Origin of the sequence: Serratia sp. PGPR-27 (genome assembly GCF_022678525.1) — a bacterium.
GTDB lineage: Bacteria > Pseudomonadota > Gammaproteobacteria > Enterobacterales > Enterobacteriaceae > Serratia > Serratia nematodiphila.
Genome location: NZ_JALBYS010000006.1, coordinates 65,529 through 83,849, shown reverse-complemented (window position 1 = coordinate 83,849; position 18,321 = coordinate 65,529). Strand labels below are relative to the sequence as shown.

Genomic DNA, 18,321 nt, shown 5'->3' with positions numbered 1-18,321 from the left:
CGCTACTCCTCGGGATCGTCGAACCCCATCATCCAGGTGAAGAGAAAACCGGCGATAATCGTAATCAGCATCCCCGCCAGATACAACATCACCTTACCTGAGACGATGGTCAACGCCAAAGGCAGCCCCGAAATGCCGAAGGTGATGACCGTCGCCACCTTCCAGTAGCTGATCAGCGCGCCGCCTACCGCGCCGCCGAGGCAGGCGCCGATAAACGGCCGGCCCAGCGGCAGCGTCACCCCGAAGATCAGCGGCTCGCCGATGCCGAGAATGCCGACCGGCAACGCCCCTTTGATCACCTTCTTCAGCCGCGCGTTGCGGGTTTTCAGCAGCACCGCCAGCGCCGCCCCCACCTGACCGACGCCGGCCATCGCCAGGATCGGCAGCAGCGGGTTAGAACCGTGCGCCTGCACCAGCTCGACGTGGATCGGCACCAGCCCCTGATGCAGGCCGGAGAGCACCAGCGGCAGGAACAGCCCCGAGAGCAACGCCCCCACCAGCAGCCCGCCCTTGTCGATCGCCAGATTGGCGCCGTGGGCGATGGCATCGGAAATGGCGCCACCGATCGGCTGCAGGATCAGGATCGCCAACGAGGCGGTGACCAGCGTGGTCAGCAGCGGATTGAGGATCAGTTCGACCGACTCCGGCAGCAGCGTGCGCAGGCGCTTCTCCACCCAGCACATCAACGCCACCACCAACAATACGGCAATCACCCCTCCGCGCCCCGGCTGCAGCGCCTCCCCGAACAGGGTGATCTGCGCCAGCGCCGGACTGGAGAGAATGCCGGCCATCACGCCGCCCATCGCCTGCGAACCGCCAAACACCCGCGCGGCGTTGACCCCAACCAGAATGTTCATAATGGCGAACACCGCGCTGCCGAAGATTGCCAGCAGCCCCAGCACGTTCGGGTAGTCCACCGCCAGCTGGCCGGCGATGTCGGGCCGTTTCAGCAGGTTGATGATGCCGGTGATCAGCCCCGAGGCGATAAACGCCGGGATCAGCGGAATAAAAACGTCGGCCAGCTTTTTCAGCGCGCCGCTCATCGGCGCAGCGTATTTTTGCTTGGCCTGCGCCTTGGTGCGGGCGGCGTCACCGACGGCGGCAACGGGCTGCGCATCACCGCTCAACAGCCCGCGCATGGCGTCCACCACCTTGGCGGCGGCGCCCGGGCCGACGATAAACTGATGCTGTTCACCCTGCTTGATATAGCCCTTCACCCCCGGCAGCTGCTTGAGGGCGGCCAGATCCAGGCGCTGCTCATCGCTGACCTCGACGCGCACCCGCGTCATGCAGTTTTCCAGTTTGAGGATATTGCCCTCGCCCCCCACGCCCGCCAGGATCTGTGTCGCCAATGCCGTTATCTTGTCCATCGCCGCCCCCACCGTGAATTAACGCGCCAGCGCCGCGCGCAGGTAGCCATCGTGCCGCTGCAGCCGCTGCTGCGCCTCATCGGCGCTGACGCCGGCTAAAATCATCAGGATCGCCGGTTTAACCTCAAAACCGGTCTGCGCCAGCGCCGCCTCCGCCTGAGCGCGTTCGGCGCCGGTGGCCTCCATCACGATGCGGCAGGCGCGATCCACCAGTTTGACGTTGGTGGCCTTCACGTCCACCATCAGGTTCTGGTAGACCTTGCCCAGTTTGACCATCGCACCGGTCGACAGCATGTTGAGTACCAGTTTCTGCGCGGTGCCGGATTTCAGGCGCGTTGAGCCGGTCAGCGCCTCCGGCCCCACCACCGGCGAAATCGCCACCTGTGCTTCGTGCGCAATCGGCGAATCCGGGTTGCAGGAGATGGCCGCCGTCGGGCAGCCCAGCCCGCGCGCATAGCGCAGTGCGCCGATCACGTAGGGCGTACGCCCCGAGGCCGCCAGCCCCACCACCATATCAACGGCGGTGAGGTTCAGCGCCCGGAGATCGGCTTCACCCAGGGCCTCGTCATCTTCCGCCCCCTCCACCGCTTTGAGCAGCGCGCCCGGCCCGCCGGCGATTAGCCCCACCACCACGCCGTGCGGCACGCCGAAGGTCGGCGGACACTCGGAGGCGTCCAATACGCCCAGGCGGCCGCTGGTGCCGGCGCCCAAATAAATCAACCGCCCACCGGCCTTCAGCGCCGCCGCGGCCAAATCGACCGCCTGCGCGATCGCCGGCAACACCTGTTCAATCGCCTCCGGCACCTTGCGATCTTCCTGGTTAAAGCAGCGGACCATGTCCAGCGTCGACATCTCATCCAGCCCCATGGTGGCCGGGTTGCGGGTTTCCGATACCAGTGCGCCTAAGTTCATCTGTTCACCCTTGAATTTTTAATTCACAAAATTAAATCAATATTTGAATATTTTATTCAACAAAGCGAGCGCTATTTGCTATTTTAACGGTGAGCTCACAAAAATTTTCACCGCGCGTTTTCGCCCTCTGCATGGCAAAATGGCCGCTGGTTTCCAGGGAAAGAACAATGAGTACCCTTCTGCGCATTCGCCAGATGTATCCGACACTGGCGCAAAACGACCGCAAGCTGGCGGACTTTCTGCTGAATAACGCCGAGCAGGCGCGCCATCTCAGCTCGCAAAAGCTGGCTCAGTTGGCCGGCATCAGCCAGTCGAGCGTGGTGAAGTTCGCCCAAAAGCTGGGCTATAAAGGCTTTCCAGCGCTGAAGCTGGCGCTGAGCGAGACGCTGGCCCAACCGCAGGCCGAGCCAGTGGTGACCGTTCACAACCACATTCTCAGCAGCGATACGCTGAAAATCGTCGGTGAAAAGCTGCTGGCGGAAAAGCAGGCGGCGCTGCGCGCGACGCTCGACATCAACAGCGAAGAGCGGCTGCACCAGGCGCTGGACATGCTGCGCCAGGCGCGCCGGGTGATGCTGATCGGCATCGGCGCCTCCGGGCTGGTGGCCAAGGATTTTTCCTTCAAGCTGCTGAAAATTGGCGTGATGGCGGTGGCCGAAGCGGATATGCACGTCCAGCTGGCGGCGGTGCAGGCGCTGGACAAACGCGATCTGCTGCTGGCTATCTCCTTCAGCGGCGAGCGGCGTGAAATCAATCTGGCGGCGGAAGAAGCGCGCCAGGCCGGCGCCAGGGTGCTGGCGCTGACCAGCTTCTCGCCCAACGGCCTGCAGCAACGCGCGGACCACTGCCTCTATACCATCGCCGAAGAACCCCACACCCGCAGCGCGGCCATCTCCTCCAGCACGGCCCAGTTCGCCCTCACCGACCTGCTGTTTATGGCGCTGATCCAGCACGACCTTGATCATGCCCGCGACCGTATCAGGCACAGCGAACAATTGATGAAAAAGTTGGTTTAACCGGTATAATCGCCGCTGCGAAAAATACCCCTGTTAATAATGAGAGATACGTCATGGCCCTGCTAATCACACGCAAATGCATCAACTGCGACATGTGCGAGCCGGAATGCCCGAACCAGGCAATTTCGATGGGCGATGAGATCTACCAGATCGATACCGAGCGCTGCACCGAGTGCGTTGGCCATTACGATACGCCGACCTGTCAGCAGGTCTGCCCCATCGACAACACCATCATCACCGATCCGCAGCATCGCGAGACTAATGAGCAGCTGTGGGACAAGTTCGTGGTGTTGCACCACGCCGATCGCATTTAATCCGCCGCAGGACTGACAAGGGCGCCATAGGCGCCCTTTCTATTTTCAGCTTTCGACGATCACCGTCGCACAGGCATAGCGCCGTTCGTCGGCCAGCGAAACGTGGATCGCGGTGACCCCCATCTCCCCCGCCAGCTCGGCGGCGCGGCCGTGCAAACGAATATTCGGCTTGCCCAATGCATCGTTGAACACCTCAAACTGGTTGAACGCCAGGCCGTTGCGAATGCCGGTGCCGAACGCCTTGGCGGCGGCCTCTTTCACCGCGAAACGTTTGGCCAGAAAGCGAATCGGCTGCTGGTGCTGCTGATACAGCGCCCATTCGGCGTCGCTCAGCACGCGGCGCGCCAGACGATCGCCGCTGCGCTCCACCACCGCTTCGATACGCGCCATCTCGACGATGTCGGTACCCAGCCCGAGCACCGCCATTACCGGCGCGCTTCCCGCATCAGCACTTTCATGTCGGCAACCGCGGCCGGCAGCCCGCTCATCACCGCCTGGCCGATAATCGCATGGCCGATGTTCAGCTCGTGCATTTCCGGCAGCGCGGCGATCGGCTGCACGTTATGGTAGGTCAGGCCGTGGCCGGCGTTGACCTTCAGCCCCTTCTCGGCCGCGTAGGCGGCGGCGACCGCGATGCGGTGCAGCTCGGCCTGTACCGCCAGCTCGCCCTGCGCTTCGGCGTAGGCGCCGGTGTGGATTTCGATATAAGGGGCGCCCACCGCCACCGCCGCGTCGATCTGGCGATGATCGGGATCGATGAACAGCGAAACCAGAATGCCCGCCTGCGCCAGGCGCTCGACCGCCACGCTCATTTTGTCCAGCTGGCCGGCGACGTCCAGGCCGCCTTCGGTGGTCACTTCCTCGCGTTTTTCCGGTACCAGGCAGCAAAAATGCGGCTGCAGCTCAATGGCGATGTCCAGCATCTCGTCGGTCACCGCCATCTCCAGGTTCATGCGCGTCTGGATGGTCTGGCGCAGCAAGCGCACGTCGCGGTCGGTGATGTGGCGGCGATCTTCGCGCAGATGCACGGTAATGCCGTCGGCCCCCGCCTGTTCGGCAATGAATGCCGCCTGAACCGGATCCGGGTATTGGGTTCCGCGCGCGTTACGTAACGTGGCGATGTGATCGATATTGACGCCCAGCAGCAAATCAGCCATGACAACCTCTAAATACGATTTTCAGTGCCAGCAGTTTACACGCGGGCGCAGGGCGGCAAAAGGGGAAAAGGTCAGGCGTCGTCAACCGGCGTATTCGGCTGTTTGCGCACGAACTGGCGGAACAGTTCGCGGCTCTTCAACGGTTTGCCGCCGAGGTAGGGTTTCAGCGCCATGCGGGTGAAACGCTTGGCGGCGCGCAGCGTCTCGGCATCGGGAAACTGCCGCTCCGCCAGCGCGCGCAGTTCACGCCCGGTGAAGCTGTAGTGATCCACCACCAGGCTGGCGATAAAGCCTTTCTCTTCGCGGTAACGGTAGGTCATGGCGTCATCCACCGGCAGGCCGCTGCCGGCGCAGTGCAGGAAATCGAGGCCGTAACCCAGGTGCTGCAACAAGGCCAGCTCGAACTGACGCAGCGCCTGTTCCGGCGAGCTGTCTTCCGCCGCCAGCGCCTGCAGGCATTGCAGGTAGTCGAAGAACAGCACCGAGTAGTTGGTTTCCTGCTCCAGCACGCGCGCCAGCAGTTCGTTCACGTACAGGCCGCTGTAAAGCATCATGCCGCTGAGGGGTAAACCGAGAGAGACCGCTTCGGCGTTGCGCAGCGTTTTCACTTCGCCGCGGCCGCCCCAGCGCACTAACAGGGGGGTAAAGGGCTGCAGGCAACCCTTCAGATTGGAGCGGCGGCTGCGCGCGCCTTTCGCCAGCAAGCGCACCCGCCCATGACCTTCGGTAAACAGATCCAGCATCAGACTGGTTTCACTGTACGGCCGCCCATGCAGGACGAAAGCGCGCTCCCAGCCGTCCACTGATCGTTACTTCAGATCGTCAACATAGCCCAGGCTGCGCAGCGCACGTTCGTCGTCCGCCCAACCGGATTTCACTTTCACCCACAGCTCGAGATGCACTTTGGCGTCGAACATCTGTTCCATGTCCTGGCGCGCTTCAATGCCGATGGTTTTGATCTTGGCGCCCTTGTTGCCGATGACCATTTTCTTCTGGCCTTCGCGCTCGACCAGGATCAGGCCGTGCACATCGTAGCCGCCGCGATCGTTAGCCACGAACTGTTCGATTTCCACCGTCACCGAATACGGCAGCTCTTCGCCCAGGAAACGCATCAACTTCTCGCGAATGATCTCAGACGCCATAAAGCGCTGGGAGCGATCGGTGATGTAATCTTCCGGGAAGTGGTGTTCAGCTTCCGGCAGCAGCTTGCGCACGATGCCGGCGATGGTGTCGACGTTCATCCCTTTCTCGGCGGAGATAGGCACCACGTCGAGGAAGTTCATCTGCTGGCTGAGGAACGCGATGTGCGGCAACAGCTTGGATTTGTCGGTAACGTTATCGACCTTGTTGATCGCCAGCAATACCGGGCAGCGCAGGCTGCGCAGCTTGTTGACCACCATTTCGTCATCGGCGGTCCAGTTGGTGCCTTCGACCACGAAGATCACCAGCTCAACGTCGCCGATCGAGCTGCTGGCCGCGCGGTTCATCAAACGGTTGATGGCGCGTTTTTCTTCGATGTGCAGCCCTGGGGTATCGACGTAGATCGCCTGATAGGCGCCATCGGTGTCGATGCCCATGATGCGGTGACGGGTCGTCTGCGGCTTACGCGACGTAATGGAAACCTTCTGCCCCAGCAGTTGGTTCAGCAACGTCGATTTGCCCACATTCGGGCGGCCGACGATGGCGATAAACCCGCAGTGTTGTTTTACTTCGCTCATTCAAGCTCCAGCTTTTTCAGCGCTTGTTCCGCTGCCGCCTGCTCGGCTTTACGGCGGCTCGAGCCGGTGCCCACCACGGGCTCGCTCAAACCACTCACCTGGCAGTGGATGGTAAACTCCTGGTCGTGCGCTTCACCGCGAACCTGCACCACCAAATAAGAAGGCAACGGCAGATGACGCCCCTGCAAAAATTCCTGCAAACGGGTTTTCGGGTCTTTCTGCTTATCGCCGGGGCTGATTTCGTCCAACCGGCTGCGATACCAGTCCAAAATCAGCCGCTCGACGGTCTGGATGTCGCTGTCCAGGAACACGCCGCCGATCAATGCCTCCACCGTATCCGCCAGGATTGACTCGCGGCGGAACCCACCACTTTTCAATTCGCCCGGCCCGAGCCGCAGACATTCGCCCAGGTCAAACTCGCGCGCCATCTCCGCCAGCGTGTTGCCGCGCACCAGCGTGGCGCGCATGCGGCTCATGTCGCCCTCGTCTACGCGAGGAAAACGGTGATAGAGCGCATTGGCGATGACAAAGCTCAGAATCGAGTCACCCAGAAACTCAAGACGTTCATTGTGTTTACTGCTGGCGCTGCGGTGAGTCAAAGCCTGCAGTAAAAGCTCCTGCTGTTGAAAAGTGTAGCCCAGCTTCCGCTGCAGCCTGTTTATTACGATGGGGTTCATGAGTTACCAATAGATCAAGAATGCGTCAAAAACTTGCAGCACACGGAACAGGCCTGCTTCGCCGAAAGCCGATCCAAAGCTGTTTCGTTTGCAGTGGCTCCCAGCAGGAGCCAACTTTTATCGCTCGAGAAGGTATTCTACAACGAGTGGAAACATAATGCTGTGTTTATATCCTCTTAATCTTTCACGCCGCAGTAGGCTGCGGCGTGAAATTGACAGGGAATAAATCAGCGATTAATGAATGCCGCCGATCCGGCTGAAACGCACGCCGGTAGGCCACTCGCCTTCCTGTTTTTCAAAGCTCATCCAGATGGCCGTGGCTTTGCCCACCAGATTCTTCTCCGGCACAAAGCCCCAGTAACGGCTGTCCGCGCTGTTGTCACGGTTGTCGCCCATCATGAAGTAATGCCCGGCCGGCACCACCCACTCCGCCAACGGTTTGCCCGGCTGTTGGTAGTAAGCGCCCACCCGATCCTGCGCGTCCGGCACGGTCAGGATGCGGTGCGTGACGTTGCCGAGGCTTTCCTGGCGCTCACGCATGCGAATGCCGCCCGACGGCACGTTATCGTTCAGCGGGATCTGGTAGAAGCCGTTGCTGGCCTCGCCCATGCCGCTGCGGCTGAACAGCTGCACGAAGTCGCTCGGCTGCGCATCGTCGTAGGTCACGGCCAGCGCGGTATCACAGGACTGCCCGCTGTTGCAGGACGGCTGCACCGTGACGCGCTTATTCACCGGATCGTAAGTAATACGGTCACCCGGCAGGCCAATCACGCGCTTGATATAATCCAGTTTCGGATCCAGCGGATATTTAAATACCGCAATATCACCACGCTTCGGATGGCCGGTTTCAATGAGCGTCGTCTGGGTAATCGGATCTTTAATGCCGTAGGCATATTTCTCCACCAGAATGAAATCGCCAATCAACAGCGTCGGCATCATTGAGCCGGACGGGATCTGGAACGGTTCGTAAATAAACGAACGCACCACAAACACCAGCAGCAACACCGGGAAGACCGATGCGCCGGTCTCCACCCAGCCTGGCTGCTTCGCCACTTTCGCCAGCGTTTTATCGTCTACGGCGCCCGCGGTCTGTGCGTTGACCGCCGCAATCTTCGCGCGGCGGGCCGGCGCCCATTTAAAGCGCTCGAAGCACCAGATGATCCCGGTGACCAGGGTGGCCAACGCCAGGATCAGGGCAAACATATTCGCCATGCAAACTCCCTCGTTTCGCGAACTCGTCGCGGTTACTTGCCGTCTTTACCGACGTGCAGAATGGCCAGGAACGCTTCCTGTGGCAGCTCGACGTTGCCGACCTGCTTCATGCGCTTCTTACCGTCTTTCTGTTTCTGCAGCAGCTTTTTCTTACGGCTGACGTCACCGCCGTAGCATTTCGCCAGCACGTTTTTACGCAGCTGCTTCACGGTGGAGCGCGCGATGATGTGCGTGCCGATCGCCGCCTGAATCGCGATGTCGAACTGCTGACGCGGGATCAGATCTTTCATCTTCTCCACCAATTCACGGCCGCGGTACTGCGAGTTGTCGCGGTGAGTGATCAGCGCCAGCGCATCCACGCGCTCGTTGTTGATCAGCACGTCCACGCGCACCATGTCGGAGGCCTGGAAGCGCTTGAAGTTGTAATCCAGCGACGCATAACCGCGCGACGTGGACTTCAGGCGGTCGAAGAAGTCGAGCACCACTTCCGCCATCGGGATTTCATAAGTCAGCGCCACCTGGTTGCCGTGGTAGACCATGTTGGTCTGCACGCCGCGCTTCTCAACGCACAGGGTGATGACGTTGCCCAGGTATTCCTGCGGCATCAGCATGTGACATTCGGCGATCGGCTCGCGCAGTTCCTGGATGTTGTTCAACGGCGGCAGCTTGGATGGGCTGTCGACGTAGATCACTTCCTTGCCGGTGGTTTCCACTTCATAGACTACCGTCGGCGCGGTGGTGATCAGATCCAGATCGTATTCACGCTCCAGACGCTCCTGAATGATCTCCATGTGCAGCAGACCGAGGAAGCCGCAGCGGAAGCCGAAGCCCAACGCGGTGGAGCTCTCCGGTTCGTAGAACAGGGAGGCGTCGTTAAGGCTCAGCTTGCCCAGCGCATCGCGGAAAGATTCATAGTCGTCGGAGCTGATCGGGAACAGACCGGCGTACACCTGCGGCTTCACTTTCTTGAAGCCCGGCAACGCTTTATCCGCCGGCTGACGCGCCTGCGTCAGGGTATCGCCCACCGGCGCGCCGAGGATGTCTTTGATCGCACAGACCAGCCAGCCCACTTCGCCGCAGTTCAGCACGTCGCGATCGACCTGCTTCGGCGTGAAGATGCCCAAACGATCGGCGTTATACACCTGGCCGGTGCTCATGACCTTGATCTTGTCGCCCTTGCGCAGCGTGCCGTTCTTGACGCGCACCAGCGACACGACGCCCAGGTAATTATCGAACCAGGAGTCGATGATCAGCGCCTGCAGCGGCGCATCCGGATCGCCCTGCGGCGCAGGAATGTCGCGCACCAGGCGCTCCAGCACGTCGGGCACGCCGACGCCGGTTTTGGCCGAGCAGCGCACGGCATCGGTGGCGTCGATGCCGACGATGTCTTCGATTTCCTGCGCGGCGCGATCCGGATCGGCGGCCGGCAGGTCGATTTTATTCAACACCGGTACCACTTCCAGATCCATTTCGATCGCTGTGTAGCAGTTGGCCAGCGTCTGGGCTTCTACGCCCTGGCCGGCATCCACCACCAGCAGCGCGCCTTCGCAGGCCGCCAGCGAGCGGGAAACTTCATAGGAGAAGTCAACGTGGCCGGGAGTGTCGATAAAGTTAAGCTGATAGGTCTGCCCATCCTGCGCTTTATAATCCAGCGTCACGCTCTGCGCCTTGATGGTGATGCCGCGCTCGCGCTCCAGATCCATGGAATCGAGCACCTGCGCAGCCATTTCACGGTCGGTCAAGCCACCGCAGATTTGGATAATGCGGTCAGACAGCGTCGACTTACCGTGGTCAATATGGGCAATAATGGAGAAATTTCGTATATGCTTCATTATAAAAGTTTTTCTGCCTTGGTATTTCTGAATTACTCGCCTATAGAAACCCGCATGGACCTAAAGCGACAGTGAATGGGTGAGGCCGTCTTGCACCTGAATCGCTGCATTCTACATGCCACACCACTGAAAACCTAGCGATCGGTGCAGTGAAGGCATTCTATTATGCGCCGCTAAATGTTACAGGGCGCCCCGGCGGGTGAAAACAGATGTTAACGCGGACGATGCGGCCTGAACCCAAGGCTTGCCGGTGCTTCGTGGCCGTCAAACTTCGGCGCTAATACATAACCGGCCACAGCGCAATAAACCCTCTCCGAAATTATAAAAAAAGAATATTTGGATCAACCTCTTAGAATTCCATTTTGCCCCACTTCCTTTAGGAAAAACCCCATATACGCCACCACCGTCCCTCGGATAGAAAGGGCATGAGCTCCGCGACAAAACATTATTCAGGGCACTACATCGGCAGCCCACCGGGGTTCACCAGCATATCTGCGTACGTTGATTGGAAGGTGCATTATGATCGATAAAGGGCAAATGCTGAGCCGGCACGATTTTTCAAAGGTCAACTGGGGCATACTGGCGGCGGCGGCGCTGCTGTTTAGCGTGGGGGCGGCGCTGTTGGTGCTGCCGCTGCTGAGCAGCATTGACGAGAGCCAGGTCATCACGCTGTTGCAAGCCGGCGCGGGCACGATTTTACTCGGCTGTACGCTGCTGGCGCTGCGGCATTATCTGCGTCCGACGCTGACCTATCGTCTGTACGAGCACGGCGTGCGGGTCTTTGACAGCCACCATCACAAAGAGCGTTTTATCCCGTTTGAGAAGATCGGCGACATCTATCGCTTTCGCGGCGGCCAGGCTTTTGGCGGGCTGTTTGACGTTACGGCGTTCCGCGCCGGTGCAGATCAGCCTTGGTGCACGGTTTTCAGCAACGTCGCCCACTCGTGGCGATTGGCGGACGTGATCGTCGACCAACAGCTGCAGCAGCGCGGGCCGCTGGCGCTGAATGCGCTCTATCAGGGGGGAACGGTGTCGTTTCACACCATAGAGGGCGACGCGCGCTGGCTGTGGCAGTTGCTGCTCGGCAAGCAGCAAGGCACGCCGACCGAAACGCTGCGGCTGAGCGCCACCCTGCTGACGACGGAACGGGGAAACGTGCCTATCGAACAGATCCGCGCGTTGGAAAATCATCCGCAGCGCGGCATCCGCTTATTCGACGGCCAGGGAAATGTGCTGTTCGCGATTAACTACGATTCGCTGCTCAGCGCCGATCTATTCATCGCGCTGTTGGAGCATATGATCCACAACCGCATCCCCGCCTATCACAACCCGGCGATGACGCGGCCATCGGTTTAAATCAGCGGGGAGTTTTCCGCCTGCATGCGTATCGCGGTAGGCGGCAACCCAATTTGCAGCACCACCGGCTGGTAATCCGCCTGCTCGCCCAGACGTCGGGCCAAGCGGCGAGCCAGCATAAAGGCCACGCCGCCGCCCAACACGGCGCCAACTGCCGCCGAGGCGTCGCTGCCGAAACAATATTGCAGCAACGCGCCGCCCAGCATCATACCCAGCAGCGGCGTCAGGTAAACCAGCATGGCGGAGCGCAGCAGGCTGCCTTCCGCGATGCCGACCTCGACGCGCTGCCCCGGTTCGAGCGGCTGATCGATATGTACCTGCAGCTGATGCTCGGTTTCCGGCACCAGCTCGTTCAGCGCACGCGCGCCACAGCCGGAGCGCGCAGTGCAACTGCCGCAGCCGGCCTTGGGTTCACAGCGCAGCAGCGCTACGCCCTGTTGCCACGAAACCACCGTGGCCCACTCTTTCATCATTACGGCGATACCTTGAAAGAAATGCTGTCGGCGATGCGCTTGGCCGTCGCCGGCGGCAATTCGCCCACAATCGTGATTTCGTTGCCCGCGCGCACTTCGGTCTGAATGGTGCGGCGCCCCTGACGGTAGTACTGCTGCCCGGCGCCGCTGCCCGCCGGGCTGACGTTGACCGAGAAGCTGAACAGGCCGTCGCTGTAGAGCCGGGATTCCACCGGCACGGCGACGTTCGGCAATTTGCGGCGATTGCGCGCCACCTCGTCCACGCCGGCCGGCAGCCAGCCGGTGCTCCAGCTGAGCTGGACATTTTCCACCGCCGGCAGCGACAGCAGCGGCGGCAGGTTGGCCTTGAGCAGCCCCTGCATCGCGCCCTGCACCTCGGTGCCGACCGCAAAGGAGATCACCCGATATTGCTCCAGCGTTTCGCCGTCGCGATCGAGCAGATCCACCCGCAGCGGCAGCTTGGTGTCTTCGTCCATCCAGACGATGTAGCTGTAGCGGGAACCGTCGCGCGCCACCACGCGCAGCACTTCACACGGCCGATCGGCGATGCGGGTGCTGCCCACGGAGATGAAGTCGTAATACTTCGCCAGACGGGTGAAATCGGCATAAACGATCGCCGGCAGCGCATCGACGATGTGATCGCCAGTGAGCGTGAACGGCTCCAGACCGGGTTCGAAGTAGCTGATCCCGCCGCCGCGCTGCAACACTTCGCGGCGCGGGCCATCCATATGCAGCAGCTGGCCGAGCGGCACGTTGCCGATCACCGCATGGCGATAGCGCAACGACTCGATTCCCTGCTTGCTGACGCTGATGTAGGCGAGCTCGTAATTGAGAGAACGGCTGGCGCTGCTCATCTGTTGCAATAACGCCCCGGACGCAGTTGGCTGCGCCGGGGCGATGCTGGAATAGAGCAGGCTGCCCGTCAATAAACAAACGGAGAACCAGATTTGCTTCATTACTGCTGTTGCATTCCTAAAGACTGAGTTCCGGGAACCTGAATGGCAGCCTGTTGCGGGTTGCCTTGCTCAAGCTGCAGCTGATCCGAATGCAGGCGACGTTGCAGTTCATAGTCCTGCAGCATGGCGTTGATGCGCTTGCGCTGTTCCTGCACCTGCTGCTGTTGGCCGCTGCCGGTGGAGAAACTGTCGGCAGGAACGCCCAGGCTGACCGGCGAGGCCTGCCCCATGATCGGCAGCGTGGTGAAGGCCGGCGATTCGGACGCGTTCGATGTTGCAGAAGGCTGGTTGTAGTGCTGCACGCCGACGATCACCGCCAGCGACACGCAGGCCGCCATGCCGATTTGCGTAATCTGGCTCGCCCAAGGACGCACTTTGTCCCAGAACGGCATTTTCTGCCAAGTGTGAGGCTGCGGCTGAGATTCCTGAACGGCGGAAGGCACCAGCCGGGCGGGTTCTTTCTCAAGTGCAGCGGCGACGCGATCGGCGATGTCGAGATGCATCACTTGTCCGACATCACCTCGCAGTGTGTCACGTATCAGGTGATAGCTCTGCCAGCTTTGTTGAAGCGTTCGATCTTGCGACAGAGAACTCAACAGCTCGCTGTCGAACGATTCACCATCCATCAGAGCGGAAAGCTTTTCTTTCTGCATGCCTAAGTACCCTTCCTGTGCCCGCCATTGCTAACGCTGGATCAGCGGTTGAACTTTATTATCGATAGCTTCCCGGGCGCGGAAAATACGCGAACGTACGGTTCCGACCGGGCAATCCATGATGGCGGCTATTTCTTCGTAGCTTAGACCATCCAACTCCCGCAGGGTAATCGCCATGCGAAGATCCTCAGGGAGAGACTCTATGGTACGGAAAACTATCTGTCTCAGCTCTTCTGACAACATTAAGTTCTCAGGGTTCGAAATTTCTTTCAGTGCGCCCGCACTTTCGTAATTTTCCGCATCGTTGGCGTCCACATCACTGGATGGCGGACGGCGCCCCTGAGCAACCAGATAATTCTTTGCCGTGTTCACGGCGATTCGATACAACCAGGTATAAAAAGCGCTGTCGCCACGGAACGATTCCAGTGCGCGATAGGCCTTGATAAACGACTCCTGCACCACATCGGGCACATCGCCCTGCGGCACATAGCGGGAAACGAGACTCGCCACCTTATGCTGATAGCGCACTACCAGTAGGTTAAACGACTTCTGGTCGCCCTTTTGGACCCGCTCGACCAGAACTTGATCCGTTAACTGCTCGCTCATCCGAGGTAAACTCTCCCCAAATCCGTCTCCACGCGTAAAATTGTACTGCCAGCCATACATTATTTTCCTGAGCAAGCACTCGCTTGGAGTTCATATAGAACACGAAGTTCCATATCGCCATTGTTTTTTCTGTTGATGTCACCCTATCCGTGGCTTTTGCCAGGACAGTTAGGCTAACATGAAATTCACTCTTCTTCTGCACACATCATACGTTATGCAACCATCATCTGAACATGTTAGCGATGTACTGATCGTCGGCAGCGGCGCTGCGGGCCTGTCACTGGCGCTGCGCCTGGCGCAGCATTGCAAGGTTACCGTTCTCAGCAAGGGGCCGCTCAGCGAGGGAGCCACCTTTTACGCCCAGGGCGGGATCGCCGCGGTGTTCGATGAGACGGACAGCATTGCCTCACACGTTGATGACACTTTGATTGCCGGCGCCGGTCTGTGCGACAAAGAGGCCGTCGAATTCATCGCCGGCAACGCGCGCCACTGCGTGCAATGGCTGATCGATCAGGGCGTGCTGTTCGACACCGAGGTCAACGCGCAGGGCGAGGCGCATTATCACCTCACGCGCGAAGGCGGCCACAGCCATCGCCGCATCTTGCACGCCGCGGACGCTACCGGTAAGGAAGTAGAGACCACGCTGGTGGGGAAAGCAAGCGCTCACCCCAATATTTGCGTGATGGAACGCCGCAACGCGGTTGACCTTATTACCTCGAACAAAATCGGCCTGCCGGGCACCCGCCGAGTGGTGGGCGCTTACGTCTGGAACCGCGAGCTGGAGCGGGTGGAAACCTACCGCGCCAAAACGGTGGTGCTGGCGACCGGCGGCGCGGCCAAGGTATACCAATACACCACCAACCCGGACATCTCCTCCGGCGACGGCATCGCCATGGCCTGGCGCGCCGGCTGCCGGGTCGCCAACCTGGAGTTCAACCAGTTCCACCCGACCTGCCTGTTCCACCCGCAGGCGCGCAACTTCCTGCTGACCGAAGCGCTGCGCGGCGAAGGGGCTTACCTGAAGCGCCCGGACGGTAGCCGCTTTATGCCGGATTTCGACCCGCGCGGCGAACTGGCTCCGCGCGATATCGTCGCCCGCGCCATCGACCATGAAATGAAGCGCCTGGGCGCCGACTGCATGTACCTGGACATCAGCCACAAGCCGGCGGAATTCATCACCCAGCACTTCCCGATGATCCACGAAAAGCTGCTGACGCTGGGCTTCGATCTGACTCGGCAAGCGATCCCTATCGTCCCGGCGGCGCACTACACCTGCGGCGGCGTGATGGTCGATCAGCACGGCCGCACCGATCTCGACGGGCTGTACGCCATCGGCGAGGTCAGCTACACCGGCCTGCACGGTGCCAATCGCATGGCGTCGAATTCGCTGCTGGAGTGTCTGGTTTACGGTTGGTCGGCGGCGGAAGACATTCTGCAGCGCCTGCCGTTCATCCAGCAGGCCAAACAGGTGCCGCACTGGGATGAAAGCCGGGTGGACGATGCGGACGAACGGGTGGTGATCCAGCACAACTGGCACGAGCTGCGGCTGTTCATGTGGGATTACGTCGGCATCGTGCGCACCACCAAGCGGCTGGAGCGCGCCCTGCGCCGCATCAACACGCTGCAAGCGGAAATCGACGAGTACTACGCCCACTTCCGCATCTCCAATAACCTGCTGGAGCTGCGCAATCTGGTGCAGGTGGCCGAACTTATCGTGCGCAGCGCCATGGCGCGCAAAGAGAGCCGCGGCCTGCACTACACGCTGGACTACCCGGATTTGCTGCCGGAAGCGCAGCCGACCATTTTGCAGCCTTAAACCATGCGACAGGGTGCCTTATCGGCGCCCTTTTCCTTTCAGTAGAACAGATAGAAGTCGGCGATCAACCGGCGGAAATCGTCGGTATAGCCGCCGTCGGCCTGTTTGATCGCCAGCGCCTGCTCCCGCAGCGGCGTTTCCTTACGCGTCAGCGCCAGCAGCACCCGGTGCCGCGGCGTATCGGCCCGATCGCTGACGTTCACTTTCGCCGCCGTGTGCCAGCCGCTTTGCTGCGCCAGGCGTTCAAATTCGGCGCCTATGTCGTGCGGCAGCACCACGCAAAACGTTCCTTGCTCCACCAGCAGCTGCGCCGCGCAGGCCAACAGCGCGTCGTGCGTCAGGGTTTCGGTGTAGCGCGCGTTGTGGCGCGCCTGATCGCGGCAGGCCACCGCCGGCTCAAAATAAGGCGGATTGCTGACGATCAGATCATACTCAGCGGCATGCTGCTGCGCATAATGGTGAATATCCTGCGCATGCACGCGGATGCGCTGCGGCCACGGCGATTCCGCCGCGTTTTCGCGCGCCTGGCCGGCGGCGGCTTCGTCCAGTTCCACCGCGTCGACGGTCACCTCGTCGCCGCTGCGCTGCGCCAGCATCAGCGCGATCAGCCCGCTGCCGCTGCCGATGTCCAGCACCCGGCGCGCCTGCCCCACCGGCGCCCAGGCGCCGAGCAACACCCCGTCGGTGCCCACTTTCATGGCGCAACGATCGTGGGCGACAAAGAATTGTTTAAAGGTAAACCCCCCGCGACGCGGGGTAAAATCGGCTTTCGATCGCTTGCTCACACTCACCACCTGGCTATAAAACTGGCGTAGCATAAGGCAATCTGATCGGCGGGAAAAGAGCGGCTTTCCGCTTAAATAGGTGAAGATCGCGGCCAACCCGTCTATAATCGGCGCCCCAAGTAGAGGTAGACCATGACAGCAACCACTTTTTCCGAACTCGAACTCGATGATCGCCTGATCGACGCGCTGCGCGACAAAGGCTACGATCGCCCCACTGCCATTCAGGCCGCTGCGATCCCGCCGGCGATGGACGGGCGCGACGTCTTAGGTTCGGCTCCGACCGGCACCGGCAAAACCGCCGCCTTCCTGCTGCCCGTGTTGCAGCACCTGCTGGACTTTCCACGCAAGAAATCCGGCCCGCCGCGCGTGCTGATCCTGACGCCAACGCGTGAACTGGCGATGCAGGTCGCCGACCAGGCGCGTGAATTGGCTGCTCATACCTCGCTGGATATCGCCACCATCACCGGCGGCGTCGCTTACATGAACCACGCGGAAGTGTTCAGCGAAAACCAGGACGTGGTGGTCGCCACCACCGGCCGTTTGCTGCAATACATTAAAGAAGAGAACTTCGACTGCCGCGCGGTGGAAACCCTGATCCTCGACGAAGCCGACCGCATGCTTGACATGGGCTTCGCGCAGGACATCGAAACCATCTCCGCCGAAACCCGCTGGCGCAACCAAACGCTGCTGTTCTCCGCCACGCTGGAAGGCGAAGCGATCCGCGAATTCGCCGAGCGCATCCTGAAAGAGCCGGTGGAAGTGGAAGCCGACCCGTCGCGCCGCGAACGCAAAAAGATCCTGCAGTGGTACTACCGCGCAGATGACGTGCAGCACAAAACCGCGCTGCTGATCCACCTGCTGAAACAGCCGGACGTGCAAAAATCGGTGATCTTCGTGCGCAAGCGCGAGCGCGTGCACGAACTGGCCACCTGGCTGCGCGAAGCGGGCATCAACACCTGCTATCTCGAAGGCGAAATGGTGCAGGCCAAACGCAACGAAGCGGTCAAACGCATGATGGATGGCCGGGTTAACGTGCTGGTGGCCACCGACGTTGCCGCGCGCGGCCTGGATATCCTCGATATCACCCACGTATTCAACTTCGACATGCCGCGCACGGCGGACACCTACCTGCACCGTATCGGCCGTACCGGCCGCGCCGGGCGCAAAGGCACCGCCATTTCACTGGTGGAAGCGCACGACCATCTGCTGCTGGGCAAAGTGGGCCGTTACCTGAACGAGCCGCTGAAAGCGCGCGTGATCGACGAACTGCGGCCGAAAACCAAGGTGCCAAACGAGAAGAGCAACGGTAAACCGTCGAAGAAAGTGCTGGCCAAACGCGCGGAAGAAAAAGCGAAAAGCAAAGAAAAAGCCAACAAGGTGAAAGTGCGCCATCGCGACGCCAAAAACGTCGGCAAACGCCGTCAGGCGAAGGCCAAACCGGCCGGCGACGCGCAATAACCGCCACTGT

Annotated in this window: 19 protein-coding genes; 5 read left to right on the top strand and 14 right to left on the bottom strand. The window is 60.7% G+C overall.

Annotation, left to right across the window (positions count from 1 at the left end):
- Positions 1–2: 2 nt before the first annotated feature.
- Both MMS95_RS05375 and murQ read right to left on the bottom strand, forming a co-directional pair.
- Complete coding sequence (locus MMS95_RS05375) at positions 3–1,370, bottom strand: PTS transporter subunit EIIC (RefSeq protein ID WP_242141449.1); 1,368 nt, start codon at positions 1,368–1,370, stop codon at positions 3–5.
- A gap of 18 nt (positions 1,371–1,388) precedes the next feature.
- Positions 1,389–2,282 (bottom strand): N-acetylmuramic acid 6-phosphate etherase, encoded by an 894-nt coding sequence (gene murQ / locus MMS95_RS05370; protein ID WP_004929182.1) that lies wholly within the window; start codon positions 2,280–2,282, stop codon positions 1,389–1,391.
- 167 nt (positions 2,283–2,449) lie between these two features.
- On the opposite strand from murQ, the gene MMS95_RS05365 reads away from it, so the two are divergent.
- Both MMS95_RS05365 and MMS95_RS05360 read left to right on the top strand, forming a co-directional pair.
- Positions 2,450–3,298 (top strand): MurR/RpiR family transcriptional regulator, encoded by an 849-nt coding sequence (locus MMS95_RS05365; protein ID WP_049186768.1) that lies wholly within the window; start codon positions 2,450–2,452, stop codon positions 3,296–3,298.
- A gap of 53 nt (positions 3,299–3,351) precedes the next feature.
- On the top strand, positions 3,352–3,612 hold the full coding sequence (locus tag MMS95_RS05360) for a YfhL family 4Fe-4S dicluster ferredoxin (protein WP_021504526.1): 261 nt from the start codon (positions 3,352–3,354) through the stop codon (positions 3,610–3,612).
- Between the two features lie 45 nt (positions 3,613–3,657).
- Here MMS95_RS05360 and acpS read toward each other — a convergent pair whose 3' ends face one another.
- The 7 genes from acpS to lepA form a co-directional block, all read right to left on the bottom strand.
- Positions 3,658–4,038: a holo-ACP synthase gene (gene acpS / locus MMS95_RS05355; RefSeq protein WP_004929169.1), complete on the bottom strand. Its 381-nt coding sequence runs from the start codon at positions 4,036–4,038 to the stop codon at positions 3,658–3,660.
- The gene (gene pdxJ / locus MMS95_RS05350; RefSeq protein ID WP_004929166.1) at positions 4,038–4,769 is read right to left on the bottom strand and encodes a pyridoxine 5'-phosphate synthase; all 732 of its coding nucleotides are present in this window, start codon (positions 4,767–4,769) and stop codon (positions 4,038–4,040) included. Before pdxJ ends, acpS begins: the two co-directional genes overlap by 1 nt.
- 71 nt (positions 4,770–4,840) lie before the next feature.
- On the bottom strand, positions 4,841–5,572 hold the full coding sequence (gene recO, locus MMS95_RS05345) for a DNA repair protein RecO (protein WP_015378804.1): 732 nt from the start codon (positions 5,570–5,572) through the stop codon (positions 4,841–4,843).
- Positions 5,573–5,578: 6 nt separating this feature from the next.
- Positions 5,579–6,487, bottom strand: coding sequence for a GTPase Era (era, locus tag MMS95_RS05340; RefSeq protein WP_004929162.1), 909 nt, complete (start codon positions 6,485–6,487; stop codon positions 5,579–5,581).
- On the bottom strand, positions 6,484–7,164 hold the full coding sequence (gene rnc, locus MMS95_RS05335) for a ribonuclease III (protein WP_004929158.1): 681 nt from the start codon (positions 7,162–7,164) through the stop codon (positions 6,484–6,486). The genes era and rnc overlap by 4 nt, the downstream gene beginning before the upstream one ends.
- 234 nt (positions 7,165–7,398) lie before the next feature.
- Positions 7,399–8,376: a signal peptidase I gene (gene lepB, locus MMS95_RS05330; RefSeq protein ID WP_103086157.1), complete on the bottom strand. Its 978-nt coding sequence runs from the start codon at positions 8,374–8,376 to the stop codon at positions 7,399–7,401.
- Between the two features lie 32 nt (positions 8,377–8,408).
- Positions 8,409–10,208 carry a translation elongation factor 4 gene (lepA, locus tag MMS95_RS05325; protein WP_015378806.1) on the bottom strand — a complete coding sequence of 600 codons (1,800 nt, stop codon included), beginning with the start codon at positions 10,206–10,208 and terminating at the stop codon, positions 8,409–8,411.
- A gap of 519 nt (positions 10,209–10,727) precedes the next feature.
- Here lepA and MMS95_RS05320 point away from each other — a divergent pair.
- Entirely contained in the window at positions 10,728–11,564 is an 837-nt protein-coding gene (locus MMS95_RS05320; protein WP_015378807.1) for a hypothetical protein, read from the top strand.
- Here the strand turns inward: MMS95_RS05320 and rseC are convergent.
- From rseC to rpoE, 4 genes are read right to left on the bottom strand one after another with little or no spacing between them, the layout of a single operon-like run.
- Positions 11,561–12,037, bottom strand: coding sequence for a SoxR-reducing system protein RseC (gene rseC, locus MMS95_RS05315; RefSeq protein ID WP_156865765.1), 477 nt, complete (start codon positions 12,035–12,037; stop codon positions 11,561–11,563). The two genes, MMS95_RS05320 and rseC, sit on opposite strands and share 4 nt — an antisense overlap.
- Positions 12,037–12,993, bottom strand: a complete 957-nt coding sequence (rseB, locus tag MMS95_RS05310; RefSeq protein ID WP_242141448.1) for a sigma-E factor regulatory protein RseB — start codon at positions 12,991–12,993, stop codon at positions 12,037–12,039. Before rseB ends, rseC begins: the two co-directional genes overlap by 1 nt.
- Positions 12,993–13,646 carry an anti-sigma-E factor RseA gene (gene rseA / locus MMS95_RS05305; protein ID WP_015378809.1) on the bottom strand — a complete coding sequence of 218 codons (654 nt, stop codon included), beginning with the start codon at positions 13,644–13,646 and terminating at the stop codon, positions 12,993–12,995. Before rseA ends, rseB begins: the two co-directional genes overlap by 1 nt.
- Before the next feature lie 30 nt (positions 13,647–13,676).
- Positions 13,677–14,252: an RNA polymerase sigma factor RpoE gene (gene rpoE, locus MMS95_RS05300; RefSeq protein ID WP_004929136.1), complete on the bottom strand. Its 576-nt coding sequence runs from the start codon at positions 14,250–14,252 to the stop codon at positions 13,677–13,679.
- A 214-nt stretch (positions 14,253–14,466) separates the two neighbouring features.
- On the opposite strand from rpoE, the gene nadB reads away from it, so the two are divergent.
- A complete protein-coding gene (gene nadB / locus MMS95_RS05295) occupies positions 14,467–16,068 on the top strand; it encodes an L-aspartate oxidase (RefSeq protein WP_198525005.1) in 1,602 nt (533 codons plus the stop codon).
- Positions 16,069–16,106: 38 nt separating this feature from the next.
- On the opposite strand, the gene MMS95_RS05290 is transcribed toward nadB, so the two are convergent.
- Complete coding sequence (locus MMS95_RS05290) at positions 16,107–16,886, bottom strand: methyltransferase (RefSeq protein ID WP_242141447.1); 780 nt, start codon at positions 16,884–16,886, stop codon at positions 16,107–16,109.
- Between the two features lie 99 nt (positions 16,887–16,985).
- On the opposite strand from MMS95_RS05290, the gene srmB reads away from it, so the two are divergent.
- Complete coding sequence (gene srmB, locus MMS95_RS05285; RefSeq protein WP_015378813.1) at positions 16,986–18,311, top strand: ATP-dependent RNA helicase SrmB; 1,326 nt, start codon at positions 16,986–16,988, stop codon at positions 18,309–18,311.
- Positions 18,312–18,321 lie beyond the last annotated feature (10 nt).

What these genes read in the sequence shown, in the direction of transcription:
- era (WP_004929162.1), bottom strand. Translation starts at nt 6,487, where the DNA reads ATGAGCGAAGTAAAACAACACTGCGGGTTTATCGCCATCGTCGGCCGC.
- MMS95_RS05365 (WP_049186768.1), top strand. Translation starts at nt 2,450, where the DNA reads ATGAGTACCCTTCTGCGCATTCGCCAGATGTATCCGACACTGGCGCAA.
- rnc (WP_004929158.1), bottom strand. Translation starts at nt 7,164, where the DNA reads ATGAACCCCATCGTAATAAACAGGCTGCAGCGGAAGCTGGGCTACACT.
- acpS (WP_004929169.1), bottom strand. Translation starts at nt 4,038, where the DNA reads ATGGCGGTGCTCGGGCTGGGTACCGACATCGTCGAGATGGCGCGTATC.
- nadB (WP_198525005.1), top strand. Translation starts at nt 14,467, where the DNA reads ATGCAACCATCATCTGAACATGTTAGCGATGTACTGATCGTCGGCAGC.
- MMS95_RS05375 (WP_242141449.1), bottom strand. Translation starts at nt 1,370, where the DNA reads ATGGACAAGATAACGGCATTGGCGACACAGATCCTGGCGGGCGTGGGG.
- lepB (WP_103086157.1), bottom strand. Translation starts at nt 8,376, where the DNA reads ATGGCGAATATGTTTGCCCTGATCCTGGCGTTGGCCACCCTGGTCACC.
- rseA (WP_015378809.1), bottom strand. Translation starts at nt 13,646, where the DNA reads ATGCAGAAAGAAAAGCTTTCCGCTCTGATGGATGGTGAATCGTTCGAC.
- rseC (WP_156865765.1), bottom strand. Translation starts at nt 12,037, where the DNA reads ATGATGAAAGAGTGGGCCACGGTGGTTTCGTGGCAACAGGGCGTAGCG.
- MMS95_RS05360 (WP_021504526.1), top strand. Translation starts at nt 3,352, where the DNA reads ATGGCCCTGCTAATCACACGCAAATGCATCAACTGCGACATGTGCGAG.
- pdxJ (WP_004929166.1), bottom strand. Translation starts at nt 4,769, where the DNA reads ATGGCTGATTTGCTGCTGGGCGTCAATATCGATCACATCGCCACGTTA.
- murQ (WP_004929182.1), bottom strand. Translation starts at nt 2,282, where the DNA reads ATGAACTTAGGCGCACTGGTATCGGAAACCCGCAACCCGGCCACCATG.
- lepA (WP_015378806.1), bottom strand. Translation starts at nt 10,208, where the DNA reads ATGAAGCATATACGAAATTTCTCCATTATTGCCCATATTGACCACGGT.
- rseB (WP_242141448.1), bottom strand. Translation starts at nt 12,993, where the DNA reads ATGAAGCAAATCTGGTTCTCCGTTTGTTTATTGACGGGCAGCCTGCTC.
- srmB (WP_015378813.1), top strand. Translation starts at nt 16,986, where the DNA reads ATGACAGCAACCACTTTTTCCGAACTCGAACTCGATGATCGCCTGATC.
- MMS95_RS05320 (WP_015378807.1), top strand. Translation starts at nt 10,728, where the DNA reads ATGATCGATAAAGGGCAAATGCTGAGCCGGCACGATTTTTCAAAGGTC.
- rpoE (WP_004929136.1), bottom strand. Translation starts at nt 14,252, where the DNA reads ATGAGCGAGCAGTTAACGGATCAAGTTCTGGTCGAGCGGGTCCAAAAG.
- MMS95_RS05290 (WP_242141447.1), bottom strand. Translation starts at nt 16,886, where the DNA reads ATGCTACGCCAGTTTTATAGCCAGGTGGTGAGTGTGAGCAAGCGATCG.